Origin of the sequence: Intrasporangium sp. (assembly GCF_030452765.1) — a bacterium.
Taxonomy (GTDB): Bacteria; Actinomycetota; Actinomycetes; order Actinomycetales; family Dermatophilaceae; genus Intrasporangium_A.
Map to the genome: position 1 here is coordinate 1 of NZ_JAKDLO010000109.1, position 15,881 is coordinate 15,881.

Sequence of the window (15,881 nt, forward strand, 5' to 3'; positions counted from 1 at the left end):
AATGGCGATCGCCGCGATCAACGTGCTCGCCATCGTCGCGGTTCCTCCGACCACCTGAGTCCCGGCACAGCCCGCCCGACGGGGCGTTGGCGCCCACCCCACGTGGCGGCGGACTGGCCAGGCGGGCAGGAGCGCGGCGGGCAGCGGGGCGTGGGTGAGCGGCATCCGGGCTGGGCTCGGGGCGATGTATCACGGTGGCCCAGCCGGGTCACTGTCAGCCAGACAGGCAACCCCGAGGAGGTCCGCCATGTCGGTCGACACCAGCGCCCGCCGGGTCATCACCCTGATCGCCGGGAGCGGAGTCGTCCACCTGCCCGGCGACCCCGGGTTCGACAGTGCCCGTACGTCGTGGAACCTCGCAGTGGACCAGCGTCCCGCCGCCGTCGCCGAGCCGAGAACCACTCGCGATGTCGCCGCAGCCGTTCGCTCCGCTCGGCGCGCAGGCCTGCGGGTCGCCGCCCAGTCGACCGGCCACAACGCCGGGCCGTTGGCCGCGCAGGACCTCAGCGACGTCATGATCGTGCGCACCGGCGCCCTCGACGGGGTCTCGATCGACCCCGAGCGACGGGTTGCCCGAGTCGGGGGCGGCTCCATCTGGGCACCGGTCGTCGCCGCGGCGGGTGCCCACGGACTCGCGGCACTGCACGGCAGCTCGCCCGATGTCGGTGTCGCCGGCTACTCGCTGGGCGGGGGGCTCGGGTGGTACGCGCGCCAGCTCGGGATGCAGGCGAACAGCCTCACCGCGGTCGTCATGGTCACGACTGACGGCGACCTGATCCGAGCCGACCAGCACGAGAACTCGGACCTCTTCTGGGCACTGCGCGGCGCCGGTGGGAACTTCGGGGTCGTCACCGCTCTCGAGTTCCGGCTGCACCCCATCGACAGCACGTATGCCGGGTGGCTCGTCTGGGACGTAGCACGGGCTATCGAGGTGCTCGAGCGCTACGAGGAGTGGGCGGCGCAGGCCCCGGATGAGGTCACGACCTCGTTCCGGATCCTCAACGTGCCGCCGCTGCCGCAGATCCCGGAGCCGCTGCGGGGTCGATCCCTTGTCGTCATCGACGGCGCGGTCCTGGGCAGCGACGAGCGCGGCAGCGAGATCCTGCGTGCCCTTCGCGCGCTCCGGCCCGAGATCGACACCTTCGGGCGCCTGCCGGCACCGGCCCTGGCCCGCCTGCACATGGACCCGGTGGGCCCGACGCCTTCGGTGGGCAGCTCGGCCGTCCTCGGTCAGCTTGGCCGGGCCGGCATCGATGCGTTCGTCGAGCGTGCGGGGGTGGGTCCGCATAGTGGGCTCATCACGGCCGAGCTGCGACAGCTCGGTGGCGCCGTCGGCCGCCCGGCGATCGACGGTGGGGCCCTCAGCCATCTCGAGGGCCACTACGCCTTCATGTCGGTGGGCGTCGCCGCAACCCCGGAGCGGACAGCCGCGAGCCACGCCGCGACTCATGGGCTCGTCGATGCGCTGCGCCCGTGGTCGACCAGGCAGAACTACCTCGGCTTCGCCGAGTCACGCGTGCCTGCCGGCACCGCCTTCGACGAGGACCGGCTCGACCTGCTCCGGGCGGTACGGGCGGCCTACGACCCCGACGACGTCATGGTCGCCAACCATCGTCTCGACTGACATGGCTGGTCACTGGTCTGTCTGACCCGAATCCACGAGGATGGCGATCTTGACCGCCGTGGGGTAGGTAGCTCTGGTTCTGCTGTGGCTCAGGCCCCTTCCGCGTCGTAGTGGGCGGCGACGTCCTCACGGAGCGTCAGTCCGTTGCCGGGACGCAATGGATCCGGTGTGATCGCACCGCCCGTGGGGTCGAGGGCGCCCTCGAAGAGCATCGCCTCGATCCGCACGTGATCGTGGAACCACTCGAGATGCCGCAGGTTCGCCGTGGCGGCCGCAACGGGCGCATGCACGTTTGGGGCACAGTGTCCCGATACCTGCAGCCCGTGCCCAGCCGCGACTCCGATTGCCTGGAGCCACGCGGTGTAGCCACCGGCTCGGGTCGCGTCGACCTGGAGGCAGTCGACCGCGCCGGCAGCGCACATTCGCTCGAAGTAGCCGACGTCGCTGCCGTACTCCCCTGCGGCCACGTCGGCCTCGACCATGCCGCGGACCAGGGCCAGACCGTGGAGGTCGTCCGAGGAGACCGGCTCCTCGAACCAGGTCACGCGGGCATCGCGGACATCCCTCATGAGACGGATCGCCTGCTTGGCCGTATACCCGCCGTTGGCGTCGACGAACAACTGGGTGTCCTCGCCGATCACCTTGCGGGCCAACTGGATGCGGTGTACGTCACGCTCCATCCGATTACCCCACGACTCCCCGATCTTGATCTTGACGCGAGGGATCCGCTGCTCGATGGCCCAGTGGGCCAGCTGCTCGGCGGTGCGGGCGTCATCGTAGGTCGTGAAGCCGCCGCTGCCGTAGACCGGCACGTCGTCGCGCACCCGACCGAAGAGGTCGGCGAGGGAGACCCCGAGCAGCCGGGCCTTGAGGTCCCACAGGGCCGTGTCGACGGCGCTCAGCGCGTAGCCGACGACGCCGGGACGGGTGTCGTTGCGGCTCGCCTTGACCAGCCGTCCCCAGGTGCGCGGGACTGACATGGCATCCGAGCCCACCACAAGCGGTGCGTAGAGGCCCCTGATGATCGCGGCACACGCGGACGGACCGTACGTCCAGCCGATGCCCGTCTTCTCGCCGGAGCGAGCGGCCACGAGGACCATCGTCGTGGAGTCCCACGCGATGGTCCCGTCGGCCTCCGGCGCGTCGGTCGGGATCGTCAGGACCCGGCACGTGAGATGTTCGATCCGGGCGCTCGTCGCGGCAACGACGGCGGGACTGTGCTCTCCATCGAGCGACGTGTCCCTTCGATCCGGTGAAGTGTCCGCTCGACCCGGCGAAGTGTCGCTTCGATGGGGCATCAGGAGCCCCGGTGCGGCAGGAACTCCTGCGCCTTCGTCGCGATGCCCTCCTTGATGATGCTCCACCGGTCGACATCACCCTTGATCAGCGCCTCGAGCATGTCCTTGGCCTGTTCGAAGGTCGCGTGCGGTGGGATGGGCGGCACGCTCGGGTCAGTGTGCACGTCGAGGACCGTGGGGCGGTCCGCGGCGAGCGCCGCATCCCAGGCAGTGCCGAGCTGGCCGGGGTCGGTGATCGTCGTCGCTGCCAGGCCGAGGCTAGCGGCGAAGGCCGCGTAGTCGACATCGGGCAGGTGCTGGGACGGCAGGAACTGCGGAGCACCGTTCATCGCGCGCATCTCCCACGTGACCTGGTTGAGGTCGTTGTTGTGCAGCACGGCGACGATGAGCCGCGGGTCGGACCACTGTTGCCAGTAGTGCTTGACCGTGATGAGCTCGGCCATGCCGTTCATCTGCATCGCACCGTCGCCGGCGAAGACGATTGCGGGTCGGTCGGGGTGGGCGAACTTGGCCCCGATGCCGTAGGGCACACCCGGCCCCATGGTCGCCAAGGTCCCCGAGAGACTCCCCCGGACTCCGTCGGTGAAGCGCAGCTGGCGCGCGTACCAGTTCGCCGCACTGCCTGAGTCGGCGCTGATGATCGCGTTGTCGGGCAGCCGGGTCGACAGCTCGTGGAAGAGCCGCATCGGGTTGACCGGGTCGGCCTCGACCATCGCCTCCATCTCCATGGTCTCCCACCAGCGGGCGACGTTGTCCTCGATCGTCTGCCGCCACGACCGGTCGGTCTTCTCCTGCAGGTTCGGCAGCAGGGCACGCAGGGCGGACTCAGCGTCGGCGACGATGTTCAGCTCCGTCGGGTATCGCATCCCGATGAAGCTCCCGTCGATGTCGATCTGGATCGCCCTGGCCTGGCCGAACTCCGGCAGGAACTGGCTGTACGGGAAGTTCGACCCGACGATGAGGAGCGTGTCGCAGTCCATCATCAGCTCATAGCTGGGACGGGTGCCCAGCAGTCCGATCGAGCCGGTGACGAAGGGCACGGTGTCTGGGACGGCGTCCTTACCCAGGAGCGGCTTGGCGATCCCGGCCCCCAGCCGTTCGGCGACCTCGAGCAGGACGCTGCGGGCGCCACGCGAGCCCTGTCCGGCGAGGATCGCGACCCTCTCGCCCTCGTTGAGGATCGCCGCAGCACGCTGTATGGCGCTGTCGTCGGGCAGCACCTCGGGCCACTGGGTCCCGATCGACGAGGGCACCATCTTGAACGCGTGGGATGGCGCCGTGTACTCGAGCTCGAAGACGTCGCTGTGCACGATGACCGCCGTCGGGCACCGCTCGGACTGGGCCACCCGGATCGCCCGGTCGATGACGTTCGGCAGCTGCTCCGGGACGGTCACCGTGACGACATACGCGCCGGCGACGTCCTTGTAGAGCGTCTGGAGGTCGACCTCCTGCTGGTAGGAGCCGCCCATCGCGGAGCGCGCGGTCTGGCCCACGATGGCCACGACGGGCACGTGGTCGAGCTTCGCGTCATACAGGCCGTTGAGCAGGTGGACCGCACCCGGCCCCGATGTCGCCGTGCAGATTCCCACCTTCCCGGAGAACTTCGCGTAGCCGACCGCCTCGAAGGCGGCCATCTCCTCGTGCCGGGCCTGGATGAAGACCGGATCGTCGTCGGCACGACCCCATGCGGCGAGCAGGCCGTTGATACCGTCGCCTGGGAATCCGAAGACCCGATCGACTCCCCACTCCCGCAGGCGGGACAGCATCTGGTCGGCAACCGTCTCAGACATGAGACTTCCTCCTTCTCGGCTCACCATGTGGCGCGCCGTGGTGATGAGCCGGTCCGCCGTGCGGCGACCGACAGGATGGGGCGGGCGGCACGACACCTTCGCCGCGATCGTTCCTCTTGATGCCCATGGCCATGGCCATACCCAGCCGTCCTCGAAGCATGAGTCGTCGCGGCATTCCTCACCCAGCGTCCCCGTTCTGGGTATCAGCGGCGACCCTCACAACAGGGCCGGTCCCCCGTCGCTCCGCGCGTTGGCGCAGGCAGGAGTCCCGATCGGGGGTGGAAGCGCCAGAAGATCGGGATGATCTGGACGGCACAGGCCAGCCACCAGGCCATGACGGGCAGGCCGAGCTTCCAGTAGTCGCCGAAGCGGTAGCCGCCCGGGGCCACGATCATCATGTTCCCCGGCGTCGAGATCGGGCTCAGCGGCGCGGCCGTCACGGTCCTCGTCGAGATGCTCCAGGGCGTCCCACGTGCCGTGCAGCAGCAACGCGTCACCGGGCTGGATCTCGGTGCGAGGACGAGTCAGGTGCGAGCCGCCCCGCTGCACCGACAGGATCAGCAACCCGCCCGCCCGGGTCACTGGCTGATCTCCGTGCGGTCGCCGGACGCGACGAGGATGTCGTTCGCGGCGAGGGGCCGCCCCAGATGGCTCACGCTCCCGGGCGCCTGGGCGCCGTGAGAGGAGGCCGGGATAGGGCGAGAGGTCCAGGGCCTGCAACCCGATGCCGACGAGAGGGGAGGCGGGGCTCGAAGAACGCGAACTGTCCCTCTCCTGCGTCGGCCGCTGCGTCGGACACGATGATGTTGACCGGGCTGCCGGGCAGCATCAACAGCGCGCCGGCGCCGCCGATGAACGACAGCGGCATGAGCATCCGGCTCGGCGGCTCGCCGATCCGCACGGCGAGCATCACCACGAGCGGCAGGAGCGCCGCGACCGACCCGTTGAGCGTGATCGTGGCGCTGAGCACCGCTGCGATCAGGCCGATCGCGACGATCAGTCGGCTCCGGGTCTGGCCGGCGTGGGCGATGACCCACTGGCCGACCCACGTCGTCACTCCCGCCGAGTCGATGCCCTCGCTGACGATGAACAGCGACGCGATGAGGATGACGCACGAGCAGGCCGACCGACGCGTCGTCCACGAAGACCCCTCCCGGGCGAGCTGCCCGCGGCTCGGTACTGGTTGCATCACCACCAGCACCGCCGACGCGGCGCGCCGGCTACAGATGGACCGGCGCGCCCGGGCCGAGCGGGATCGCGATCAGGTACCAGACGACGAAGAAGACGACCCACGTCACGAACACGACGACGGTGTAGGGCAGCATCACCGCGACGACCGTCCCCATACCGGAGTCGCGCCGGTACCGCTGGCAGACCAGGATGATGAACGGCAGGTAGACCATCAGCGGTGTGATGACGTTCGCCGGCCCGTCCCCGACCCGGTAGGCGGCGATCACCGTCTGCGGGGCGATGCCGAGGTTGTAGAAGAGTGGGACGAAGATCGGCGCCATGATCGCCCACTTCGGGATGACTCCCGGCATGATGATGTCGATCACGAAGGTCAGCACGATGAACCCGAGCAGCAGGGGCAAGGCCCCGATGCCGAGGTCGCCGAGCAAGTCGGCCAGCCCGGTCGCGGCCAGGCGCGAGATGTTCGAGTAGTTGAAGTACGCGATGAACTGGGCGATGAGCAGCATGAGGAAGATCAGCCCGCCGAGCCCGCTGAAGGTCTTGACGATCGCGTTGATCACCGCGGTGCTGCCCTGCAGGGTGCCGGCTCCCTTGCCGTAGCCGAGGCCGGCGGCGAGGAAGAGCATCGAGATGATGAACAGCAGGCTGCTCATGAACGGGGAGGACCCGAAGATCTCGCCGGTCTCCGGGTTGCGCAGCGGCGCGCCCGGCAGGAAGGTCAGCAGGCCGATGACGACGGCGACGACGAGCATGTAGATGACCGACAGGCGCAGGCCCCTGGCCTCGTGGCTCAGCTCGCTCGCGTCGGGCACGTGGTCGGCCGGGGCCTCCGGGTCCCGGTCGGCCGGGTTCCATTTGCCCATCCGCGGCTCGATGTACCGCTCCGTGAGGATCGTCATGACGATCGCTGTGAAGAACGTCGACCCGATCGAGAACCAGAGGTTGTGCGTGACGTTGAGGTTGACCCCGGGGGCCACGCCCGCCAAGGTCTCGTTCGTGACCTCGGTGATGATCCCGTCGGCCGGGGTGATGAGGATGTTGACGAAGAACGACGCGCTGACACCGGCATAGGCGGCCGCGACCCCGACGATCGGATGGCGGCCCAAGGAGACGAAGGCTGCCGCACCGAGCGGGACGAGCACGAGATAGCCGGCGTCGGAGGCCACCGAGGAGATGCCGCCGAGCAGGACGATGATGAACGTGATCGCACCCTTCGGGGCGACCTGGACCATCTTGCGGATGAGCGCGGCGATCAGGCCGGCCTCCTCGGCCACCCCGACACCGATCATGGCCACGAGGATGACGGCGACGACGCCGAAGTCGTTGAAGTTCTGCACCGCCGTGGTGAAGATGAACCGGATCCCGTCACCGGTCAACAGGCTCTGGGCCGGGATCGTCTCGGTCTCGACATGGTAGTCGGGTATCGGGTCCGGGTAGTACGGGCTCTGCCCGGGGTACATCGAGCCCTGCTCGTAGTCCGGCTGGATCGTGATGTCGTCGGGCACGGCGACCTGCGTGGTGACGCTCGCACCGGTCATGTAGAGGATGTGCGAGGCGATGATGACGAGCAGGATCAGCCCGAGGAAGATCAGCGCCGGGTGCGGCACCTTGTTGCCGACCCGCTCGATCCAGCCGAGCAGACCGCCCTTGCCCTCGTCCGCGACATCGGTGGCAGCGCCGGCGCCGGTACCGGCCGCGTCGACGTCGGCCGGCTCGCTCATGACCGGATCGCCCCGTCGGGAGTGGCGGTGTCGGCCGCGGGCTTGCTGAACCGCAGGGCCAGCTCGATCAGGGTGCGCGCCCCCGTCCCGGTCGCGCCCTTGTTGCGCCACGTCCGATCGGCCGCAGCCTGGGCGGTGCCGGCGATGTCGAGGTGGGCCCACGGGTGCCCGTCGACGAACTCCTCGAGGAACAGCGCCGCCGTGATCGAGCCGGCGTTGGGGCCACCCATATTCGTCATGTCGGCCACCGTCGAGGCCAGCTGGGTGCGGTAGGAGCGCAGCAGCGGCAGCTCCCAGAGCGGCTCGTCCACCGTGGCCCCGGCCGCCACGGCCTGGGCCACGACGCCGGGGTTGTTGCCCATGACACCGGCCACCTCCGTGCCGAGGGTGCGCAGGCACTGGCCGGTGAGCGTGGCGATGTTCACCACCGCGTCGATCGGCTCCTCGGTGGCCAGCACGAGCGCGTCCGCCATGACGAGGCGACCCTCGGCGTCGGTGTTGAGCACCTCGACGGTCTTGCCGTTGCGCATCTTCAGCACGTCGCCGAGCCGCAGCGCGGAACCCGAGGGCATGTTGTCGGTGCACATGAGGTAGCCGACGACCGCGGTGCGGCAGCCGAGGTCACGCAGGGCGGTCATCGCCGCGAGCACCGCGCCGGCACCCGTCATGTCGTTCTTCATCTGCGAGTGCGACTCGTCGCTCGGCTTGAGGCTGATCCCACCCGCGTCGTACATGATGCCCTTGCCGACCAGAGCGAGACGGCCGGTCGGCTCGTCCGGCTCGTAGCGCAGCCGGATCATCCGGGGCGGCTCGACACTGCCGCTGTTGACCCCGAGCAGGCCCCCACACTGCATCTGCACGAGCTGGTCCTTGTCGAACACCTCGACCTGCAGGCCGGTCTCGGCGCCGAGCTGCTCGGCGATCTCGCCGATCCTGGTCGCGGTGAGCGTGGCCGCGGGACTGTTCGCCAGGTCGCGGGCCAGGGCGGCGGCCCGAGCGAGCACCCTCCCGCGGCGGGCACCCTCGCCGGCCCGGTCCAGGTCGGCATCGGATGCCACGAGGGCCAGCGACACCAGGCCGCCGCGCTGCTGCGCAACCCCGAGGTAGAAGGTCCACCGGGCCAGCAGCGCCCCCTCGACGGCAGCCTGGGCGAACTCGTCGGCGCCGATCGCGAGACCGGCGGGAATGTTCATGGCCAGGGCGGTGTGCTGCGGCACCGCGCGGGCGAAGCTCGCCGCGGCGTCACGGACCAGGGTCGCGTCGACCGTCTCAGGACTGCCGAGCCCGACGGCGACCTGCACGGGACCGCCCGAGCCGGGCACGACGAGCGTCTGCCCGCGCTTGCCGGCGAAGCCCGCCGCAGCGAGCGCGTCGGCGTCGAGGCCGAGCGAGTCAGGGGCTGGCGAGCCCGCCCGGATCGGGACGGCGATGGCGTCGACCCCCTCGGGAAGCTCGACGCCCACCGTCACCTCGGCGGTGGACTGCAGCGACTGGACAGGGTCGAAGTCGGCGATCTTCACGAGACCCATGGAGTGCCTCCCGGCGGGTTGGATCGGGCTCTCAGTCCGGGAGTTCAGCAGGTCGAACCGGCTGAGAATGAGGGCAGACTATCGGAGGGCTGACGGCCCGGCGAGCCGAAGTGAGCGCCCTGTTCAATCGTTACCGAGCGTGGCCGGCGGCGCGTCTGGAGGTCGGGATTGCTCTGCCCTGCTTGCATATCCTCCCAATCCGGCGCTAGCCGAGACGGCTCGGTCGGGAGGAGGTGGGCGGCATACTGCAGGCAGGGAACGCACCACGGACGTAAGGACACGCATGCAGACCGACGTCGTCGTCGTGGGGGCCGGCCTCGCCGGTCTCGTGGCCGCCGCGGAGCTCGCCGACGCGGGCAAGCGGGTCGTGCTTCTCGACCAGGAGGGCGAGCAGTCCCTCGGCGGGCAGGCGTTCTGGAGCTTCGGCGGGCTGTTCCTCGTCGACAGCCCCGAACAGCGCCGCATGGGCATCCGTGACTCGCTCGAGCTGGCGACGCAGGACTGGATGGGCAGTGCGCAGTTCGACCGGGCCGAGGACTACTGGCCCAGGCGGTGGGCGGGGGCCTACCTCGACTTCGCCGCCGGCGAGAAGCGCGCGTGGCTGCACGGCATGGGACACCGGTTCTTCCCCGTCGTGGGGTGGGCGGAGCGCGGAGACGGGAGGGCCGGTGGGCATGGCAACTCGGTGCCCCGATTCCACATCACGTGGGGCACCGGGCCCGGCCTGCTCGAGCCGTTCGAGCGTCGGGTGCGTGAGGCGGCGCTGGCCGGACGAGTGCGGCTGATGTTCCGGCACCGCGTGGACGAGCTGGTCGTCAGTGACGGCACGATGACGGGGGTGCGCGGGAGCGTCCTGGCGCCCGACGACGCGGAGCGGGGGCACGCGAGCAACCGGGAGGTCGTCGGCGAGTTCGAGATCACGGCACAGGCTGTCGTCGTCACCTCGGGTGGGATCGGCGGCAACCATGACCTGGTCCGCGCGAACTGGCCACAGCGACTGGGCAGCCCGCCCGAGCACATGGTCTCCGGCGTCCCGGCGCACGTCGACGGGCGGATGCTCGGCATCACGGCGGCGGCCGGTGGGAGGGTCATCAACCCCGACCGGATGTGGCACTACACCGAGGGGATCGTCAACTGGGACCCCGTATGGGACGGCCACGGCATCCGGATCCTGCCCGGGCCGTCCTCGATCTGGCTCGACGCGCGCGGGCGTCGGCTGCCCCCGCCGTGCTTCCCGGGTTTTGACACGCTGGGGACGCTGCGGCACCTGCGCCAGACCGGGTACGACCACTCGTGGTTCGTCCTGACCCAGCGGATCATCGAGAAGGAGTTCGCCCTCTCCGGCTCGGAGCAGAACCCGGACCTGACCGGTCGCGACGTCCGCGCGGTGCTGGGGCGCGTCCGGCCCGGGGCACCGGCGCCGGTCGAGGCGTTCAAGCGACACGGCGTCGACTTCGTGATCGCCGAGACCCTGCACGAGCTCGTCCACCGGATGAACCTGCTCACCGACGAGCCGCTGCTCGACGAGGCCGACGTGCGCCGGGTGCTCGAGGAGCGCGACCGACAGCTGGACAACCCGTTCGGCAAGGACGCCCAGGTCACCGCGCTGCGCGAGACCCGGAACTTCCGCGGCGACAAGCTGATCCGGGTCGCGGCGCCGCATCGGATCCTCGATCCGGCCGCCGGGCCGCTCATCGCGGTGCGGCTGCACATCCTGACCCGCAAGACGCTCGGCGGCCTCGAGACCGACCTGTCCGCGCGGGTGCTCGGCGCTGACGGGCACCCGGTCCCGGGCCTGTTCGCGGCCGGCGAGGTGGCCGGCTTCGGCGGCGGCGGGATGCACGGGTACAACTCGCTCGAGGGGACCTTCCTCGGTGGCTGCCTGTTCGGTGGCCGGACCGCCGGCCGCGCCGCGGCCGCGACGATCTGATCTGCTTGCACTCGGTCGGGGAATGGCAGGTGCCGCTGGTATGCCGCTCGGTGTCGGGGCGGGTCGTGCCGCCGTCCCGCCGTCCGCCCCGATCGATCCGACTTTCCACGACCTCCCCGTGTAGGCTCGAACGGCGGTTTCACAGAGCCGGTGTCACAGAACGCCAGGCGGATCCGGTCGCGATCCTTGCGGCCCCGGCGCGAAGGTCAGCGAGCCGGCCACTCTGCGAGAGGGGACGAGCCGTGGTCTCAGTCAGGTTGCGACGAAGGCAGCGGCCGAGCCGTGCCTGAACGGAACTGGGTCGAGCTCGGGGCGAAGGTCGCCGCCGCGGGCGTGCAGGCTCTGATACCCGGCTCCGCAGTTGTGGTCGGGCTCGCCGATGCTGCCCTCGCCAAGGAGAAGGCACAGCTCGAGGACTGGCGGCGGGACCGAAAGAGGCAGAAGGAGTATGCCGCTGCCGTCGTGACCTGGGCACGTCAGCAAGGCCCGTCGTACGGCCAGGCCGACATCGAGCTCGGAATGAAGGCCGCCGCCGACGTGCTCAGCCAGCGGGGCGCATCCCTGGACGAGATCGCCGCCTGGGGCCTCGTCCCAGAGACAGTCGCCCGGGAGGTACTCGATCGGGACCCGGTGCCCCAGCAGGGTCTGTCACCTCAGGGGCGCGCGGTGTGTGCCATGGCGACTCACATCTTCTACCAGCGCCTCATCACGCAACCGCCGCCCGGCCTCGACCTGTCGATCCACCGCGAGATCCTCGCGGTGGGTCACACGCTGCTCGGGGCCGTGGGGCGGGTGGAGCAAAGCGTCGACGAGCTGTCGGATCGGCTTGCCTCGGCGGGCCACGAGGTACGCCCTCTCGATTCGGCATCGTTGGCCGGATACCTGAACGCGGTGCTCGGCGAACTCGACCGCGAGCCGTGAACCCACCGCGAAGGCGGCCAGGTCTCCGGCGTGATGGCGGTCGGACGGTGGTCGCAGGCCCGGGCGTGGATCGACACCGGATACGCCGAGCAGCAAGGTGGCTCGGGTCGGGAGCGGTCCGAAGAGCTGTGGGGCGTCGACGAGCTGGCGGACGCATGTGATCGACTCGTGGTGTTGGGGGAGCCGGGGAGTGGGAAGTCCTGGTATGCCCGCCGTTGTGCGATCCGGGCAGCCTTCGCGAGCCTGGACCAGCTGCGCGACAACCTCCCCACCGAGGAGATCGAGCTGCCGCTGTTCGTGCGGTGTGCAGATCTCGCCGCCCGAGGTGGCGCGTGGGACACCCTGGTCGACGCGACGGTGGATGCGGTGCGCGCGCCCCTGGACCGTGGGGACCTCACTGATGTCGTGCGTGCCGGGCTCAAGGTGCGTCGAGGGCGCTTCGTGGTCGTGCTGGACGGGCTCGACGAAGCCGAGGGACTCGCCGATGACGAGCTTGTCGACCGTCTGGTGCGGAGCAGAGCAGCAGGCGACGTGCGCGTGATCCTCACCTCGCGCAAGGCTTCGTGGCGTCGGCAGCTCGAGCTGACCCCAGAGCCGGAGGGCTCGACACGGAGGTTGCGCCGCCTGGCCGAACTGCAACCATTGCAGTACCCGCAGGACGTTCACGGCGTCATCGAGTCGCTGCTGGGACACGACCCGGGCCGCGCTCGCGCCCTGATCGACCTCCTCGACGCGCGTCCTGAGCTCGCCGAGGCCAGCACGACACCGCTGCTCTGTACCCTCTACTGCCTGCTTGCGGGAACGACCACAGCGCTGCCGAGCAGCGGTCCGGCCCTGTTCGAGCGAGTCGTGACCCGTCTCGTCGGAGGCGGATGGCACCCGGACCGGCACACCGTCCACGGGGTCCCCCAGGCAGTTCGCAAGGCCCTGCAGGTGCTGGCCTCCACCGGCGCGGTCGACGACACGTTGTCAGGCCTGGGCGCATGGCCTGATGTCGTGACCGACCGGGCCGACCGGGAGCAGCGTGTCGCGGCGGCCGTCTCCAACGTCGCTCCCGAAGTGCCGCATCATCCCGACCGGAGCGAGCGGCAGCGGCGTTTCATGCACCGGGCGATCCGGGAGCACCTGCTGGCCGAGCATCTCGCCGCCAAGAAGCCGGCCAAGGCGGCTGCTCGACTGGAACCGCACCTCTGGTTCGACCCGGAGTGGCACCCCGTCATCCCCTCGGTACTGGCACTGCACCCGGGCCGGGACGAGCTCCTGGCCCGCCTCGTCACCGGCGAGGGCGACGTAAGCCCGGACCAGTCCCACCTGGCGCGTCGGGACGGGTTCGGTGAGCTCCAGGGCCTCCTGAGAGCCCTGTCCGAGGTGACCTCTCCCGACCAATGGGCCGCCCCGGCGAGCCAGCAGCTCATCAACGGCGTCGCCCACGGGCTCGTGGCCTCTCGGGCAGGATGGCCCGGGGCGCTTCCCCAACCGGAGCACCTCCGTAAGTTCGCGAAAGGAGACTTCACCGACGCACCACGTCCATTATCCGAATGGGTCGCCGGCGCCGGGCTGGACGAGGACACCCGGTGCCGTCTCGTCACCGCACTGGCCCGGCTGCTCCAACGCGGGAAACCGGACGCATCCGTCTGGGCGTCGTCCTGGAAAGCGGACGCGGCCGGGCTCCTGGTCTCGTTGGGGCCCGACGACACCGAGCGCGCGGAGACGTTCGAGGCCCTCGAGAGACGCCTGGAGGAGCACCCGAACTCAGAGGATGCGCTCGTGCTGGAGATGCTGCGGGGGGCGCCGGTACCTGACACGGTCTGCTCCGCCGTCAAGGACCGAGTCGACGACATCGCAGCGGACCCCGAGCGGTGGGGTACTGACTACCACCTGCTGGACCTCGTGGAGGTGCTCGAACGGCTCGGCGCCCGCGGGCACGCGTTCTCGGCATGCGTCGAGGCGTTGGTGAACCGGCTCACCGAGCGCGTCGGACAAGACGATGACGACGACAAGTACTTCACGGACCTCCCGGGGCTGGTGCGGGCCCTTGGCCGACACGGTGACGACCAGCAGCGGGCACGGGCCATCGACCTGATGCTGCGCCGAACGGTCAGCGGCAGCTACGAGCAGGCCAGACAACTGAAGCTCACCGAGCTGCTCCTACCCGATGGGCCGAGCGGCTCGGTGCTGATCCGGCTCTGCGCGCTCGGCCCCTGGCCGGACACCGATATGGCCGGACAGCTCATCGCTCGCCTGGCCACGGCCGCCACGGATGCAGACCGGGATGCGGCAGTCCGCGATGTCGTGATGCGCATCGAGCGACCCGGGATCGGCCAGGACATGCAGCGATGGAGCCGGCATCTGCGGGCCCTCGACCCACGACAGCAGGACGCGAGAGCCACTGCGGACCATCTGCTGGCGCGGCTGCCGGACACGCCGGACGACGTCATCGGATGGCTGGTCCAGACTCTCCCCGAGATCGGCGCGAACGATGGGCAGCGCCAGCAGGCTGTCGACGACCTGCTCGAGCGGATGCACCGGCACCAAGGTGACCGGGTGTGGTCGCTGGCGTTCATCAAGATGATCGCCGAGCTGCAGCCGACGGCGGCAAGCCTGAGCGCCGTCCTCGACCCGCTGCTTGGTCTGGTCGCCGACGCGGACCAGTTCGACATCACCTTGCGACTCACCATCGGAGCCTTCGGCAGGCTGGGTCTGGAAGACCAGGGATGGATCCGGGTCGTGGACGCGCTCCTGACCCGCGCTGGCGGGTGGACCGGCTCGGACGTCGCGAGCCTCAGCTACGACCTCGCGGAGTGGGGACTGTCCGATACCCACCGTGAGCGGGTGATCGAGCTGCTCACGGAACGCATCTCGGCCGCGGACGACCTCGACGATGCCGAGTCGCTGTGGCGGGCCCTCACGGTGCTCGATCCCGCCCGGGATGTTCGCGCGGCGAGCGCCCGGGCGATGCTCGCACTGCGGGCACGCACCGGGAGCAGGATGAACTACGCGCTGTGGTCCAGGACCCTTCCGGGCCTGCTCTCCCGCGCCGAGGAGCAGGACCTACTCGAGTCGCTGATCGGGGACAGTCTCGATCGCGGCCATGTGGACGAAGGCCTCCTGAGCCTGATGGACCAGCTGGGCCACACGCCGGCTCAGGACCAACGGATCACCGACTCGTTGGTCGATGCCGTGGCGACCGAGTGGAGTGACTACACCGTTGCCAGCATCACGGAGAGGATCGCACGCCGGACACCCGACCAGCAGCAGTGCGCCGTAGTTCGAGGCCACTTGTTGCGCAGGATCAGGTCCACGGAACGACTGGGCGCCGAGGTGCTCGAGAGATGGGTCCGCTCGATGGTCACGTTGGGAATCACCGACGACGAGCGGCGCGAGCTCGCTCTGGCGATCCTCGACGCCGCAGAGAGGGGCAACGCCGACGCCGTCCGGGCACTCGCACACCTGGAGCCTTTGGAGTCGCTGCCAGAAGACGTCCGGCACCGGGCGCTGCTGCTCGAACTGCGGGGTCTGGGTAAGCGCCTGAGCATCCTGAGTCCACTGTCGGCGGCGGAGACACGCCTGCTGACTCAGCTGGGCCTCGATGCCGCCGCGGTTGCCGAGTTCGCGCGCACGGCGCATCCCGACCAGCTCGTCCTACGCGAAGTAGCGCGGGCACTCCGGCGGACGCTCACCCCGGAGCAGTGGCACGACGCACTCGAGCTCTGGGCGCAGGAGGATCGTGGGCTCATCTGACCCGGTGTGCCGCGAATGCTCCACTACCCAGGCTGTCGTGGAGTAGTGCACTGTCGATCCGAAGTGCTGCACTGTCGATCCGAAGTGCTGCACTGTCGATCGGGAGTAGTGCACTGTCGATCGGGAGTAGTGCACT

General features: G+C 69.8%; 11 protein-coding genes. 5 read left to right on the forward strand and 6 right to left on the reverse strand.

Annotated elements, in window-relative coordinates; all coding sequences use genetic code 11:
• The first annotated feature begins 247 nt into the window (after positions 1-247).
• Positions 248-1,624, forward strand: a complete 1,377-nt coding sequence (locus tag L0H79_RS13985) for an FAD-binding oxidoreductase (RefSeq protein ID WP_301485238.1) — start codon at positions 248-250, stop codon at positions 1,622-1,624.
• A gap of 89 nt (positions 1,625-1,713) precedes the next feature.
• Here the strand turns inward: L0H79_RS13985 and L0H79_RS13990 are convergent, their stop codons facing one another.
• From L0H79_RS13990 to L0H79_RS14000, 3 genes are all read right to left on the reverse strand, one after another.
• Positions 1,714-2,922 carry an enolase C-terminal domain-like protein gene (locus tag L0H79_RS13990; RefSeq protein WP_301485239.1) on the reverse strand — a complete coding sequence of 403 codons (1,209 nt, stop codon included), beginning with the start codon at positions 2,920-2,922 and terminating at the stop codon, positions 1,714-1,716.
• The gene (locus L0H79_RS13995; RefSeq protein ID WP_301485240.1) at positions 2,922-4,712 is read right to left on the reverse strand and encodes a thiamine pyrophosphate-requiring protein; all 1,791 of its coding nucleotides are present in this window, start codon (positions 4,710-4,712) and stop codon (positions 2,922-2,924) included. Before L0H79_RS13995 ends, L0H79_RS13990 begins: the two co-directional genes overlap by 1 nt.
• Positions 4,713-4,915: 203 nt before the next feature.
• A complete protein-coding gene (locus L0H79_RS14000) occupies positions 4,916-5,110 on the reverse strand; it encodes a hypothetical protein (RefSeq protein ID WP_301485241.1) in 195 nt (64 codons plus the stop codon).
• On the opposite strand from L0H79_RS14000, the gene L0H79_RS14005 reads away from it, so the two are divergent.
• Positions 5,109-5,393 (forward strand): hypothetical protein, encoded by a 285-nt coding sequence (locus L0H79_RS14005; protein ID WP_301485242.1) that lies wholly within the window; start codon positions 5,109-5,111, stop codon positions 5,391-5,393. The genes L0H79_RS14000 and L0H79_RS14005 overlap by 2 nt on opposite strands.
• On the opposite strand, the gene L0H79_RS14010 is transcribed toward L0H79_RS14005, so the two are convergent.
• From L0H79_RS14010 to L0H79_RS14020, 3 genes are read right to left on the reverse strand one after another with little or no spacing between them, the layout of a single operon-like run.
• Entirely contained in the window at positions 5,365-5,901 is a 537-nt protein-coding gene (locus L0H79_RS14010; RefSeq protein WP_301485243.1) for an SLC13 family permease, read from the reverse strand. The genes L0H79_RS14005 and L0H79_RS14010 overlap by 29 nt on opposite strands.
• A gap of 31 nt (positions 5,902-5,932) precedes the next feature.
• The gene (locus L0H79_RS14015; RefSeq protein WP_301485244.1) at positions 5,933-7,624 is read right to left on the reverse strand and encodes an AbgT family transporter; all 1,692 of its coding nucleotides are present in this window, start codon (positions 7,622-7,624) and stop codon (positions 5,933-5,935) included.
• The gene (locus L0H79_RS14020; RefSeq protein ID WP_301485245.1) at positions 7,621-9,153 is read right to left on the reverse strand and encodes a M17 family metallopeptidase; all 1,533 of its coding nucleotides are present in this window, start codon (positions 9,151-9,153) and stop codon (positions 7,621-7,623) included. The genes L0H79_RS14015 and L0H79_RS14020 overlap by 4 nt, the downstream gene beginning before the upstream one ends.
• A 283-nt stretch (positions 9,154-9,436) precedes the next feature.
• Between L0H79_RS14020 and L0H79_RS14025 the strand changes: the two genes are divergently transcribed.
• The 3 genes from L0H79_RS14025 to L0H79_RS14035 all read left to right on the forward strand — a co-directional run bounded on the left by L0H79_RS14025 (position 9,437) and on the right by L0H79_RS14035 (position 15,745).
• Entirely contained in the window at positions 9,437-11,083 is a 1,647-nt protein-coding gene (locus tag L0H79_RS14025; RefSeq protein ID WP_301485246.1) for an FAD-binding dehydrogenase, read from the forward strand.
• Between the two features lie 282 nt (positions 11,084-11,365).
• On the forward strand, positions 11,366-12,004 hold the full coding sequence (locus L0H79_RS14030) for a hypothetical protein (protein WP_301485248.1): 639 nt from the start codon (positions 11,366-11,368) through the stop codon (positions 12,002-12,004).
• A 33-nt stretch (positions 12,005-12,037) separates the two neighbouring features.
• Positions 12,038-15,745: an NACHT domain-containing NTPase gene (locus tag L0H79_RS14035; RefSeq protein WP_301485249.1), complete on the forward strand. Its 3,708-nt coding sequence runs from the start codon at positions 12,038-12,040 to the stop codon at positions 15,743-15,745.
• Positions 15,746-15,881: the final 136 nt, after the last annotated feature.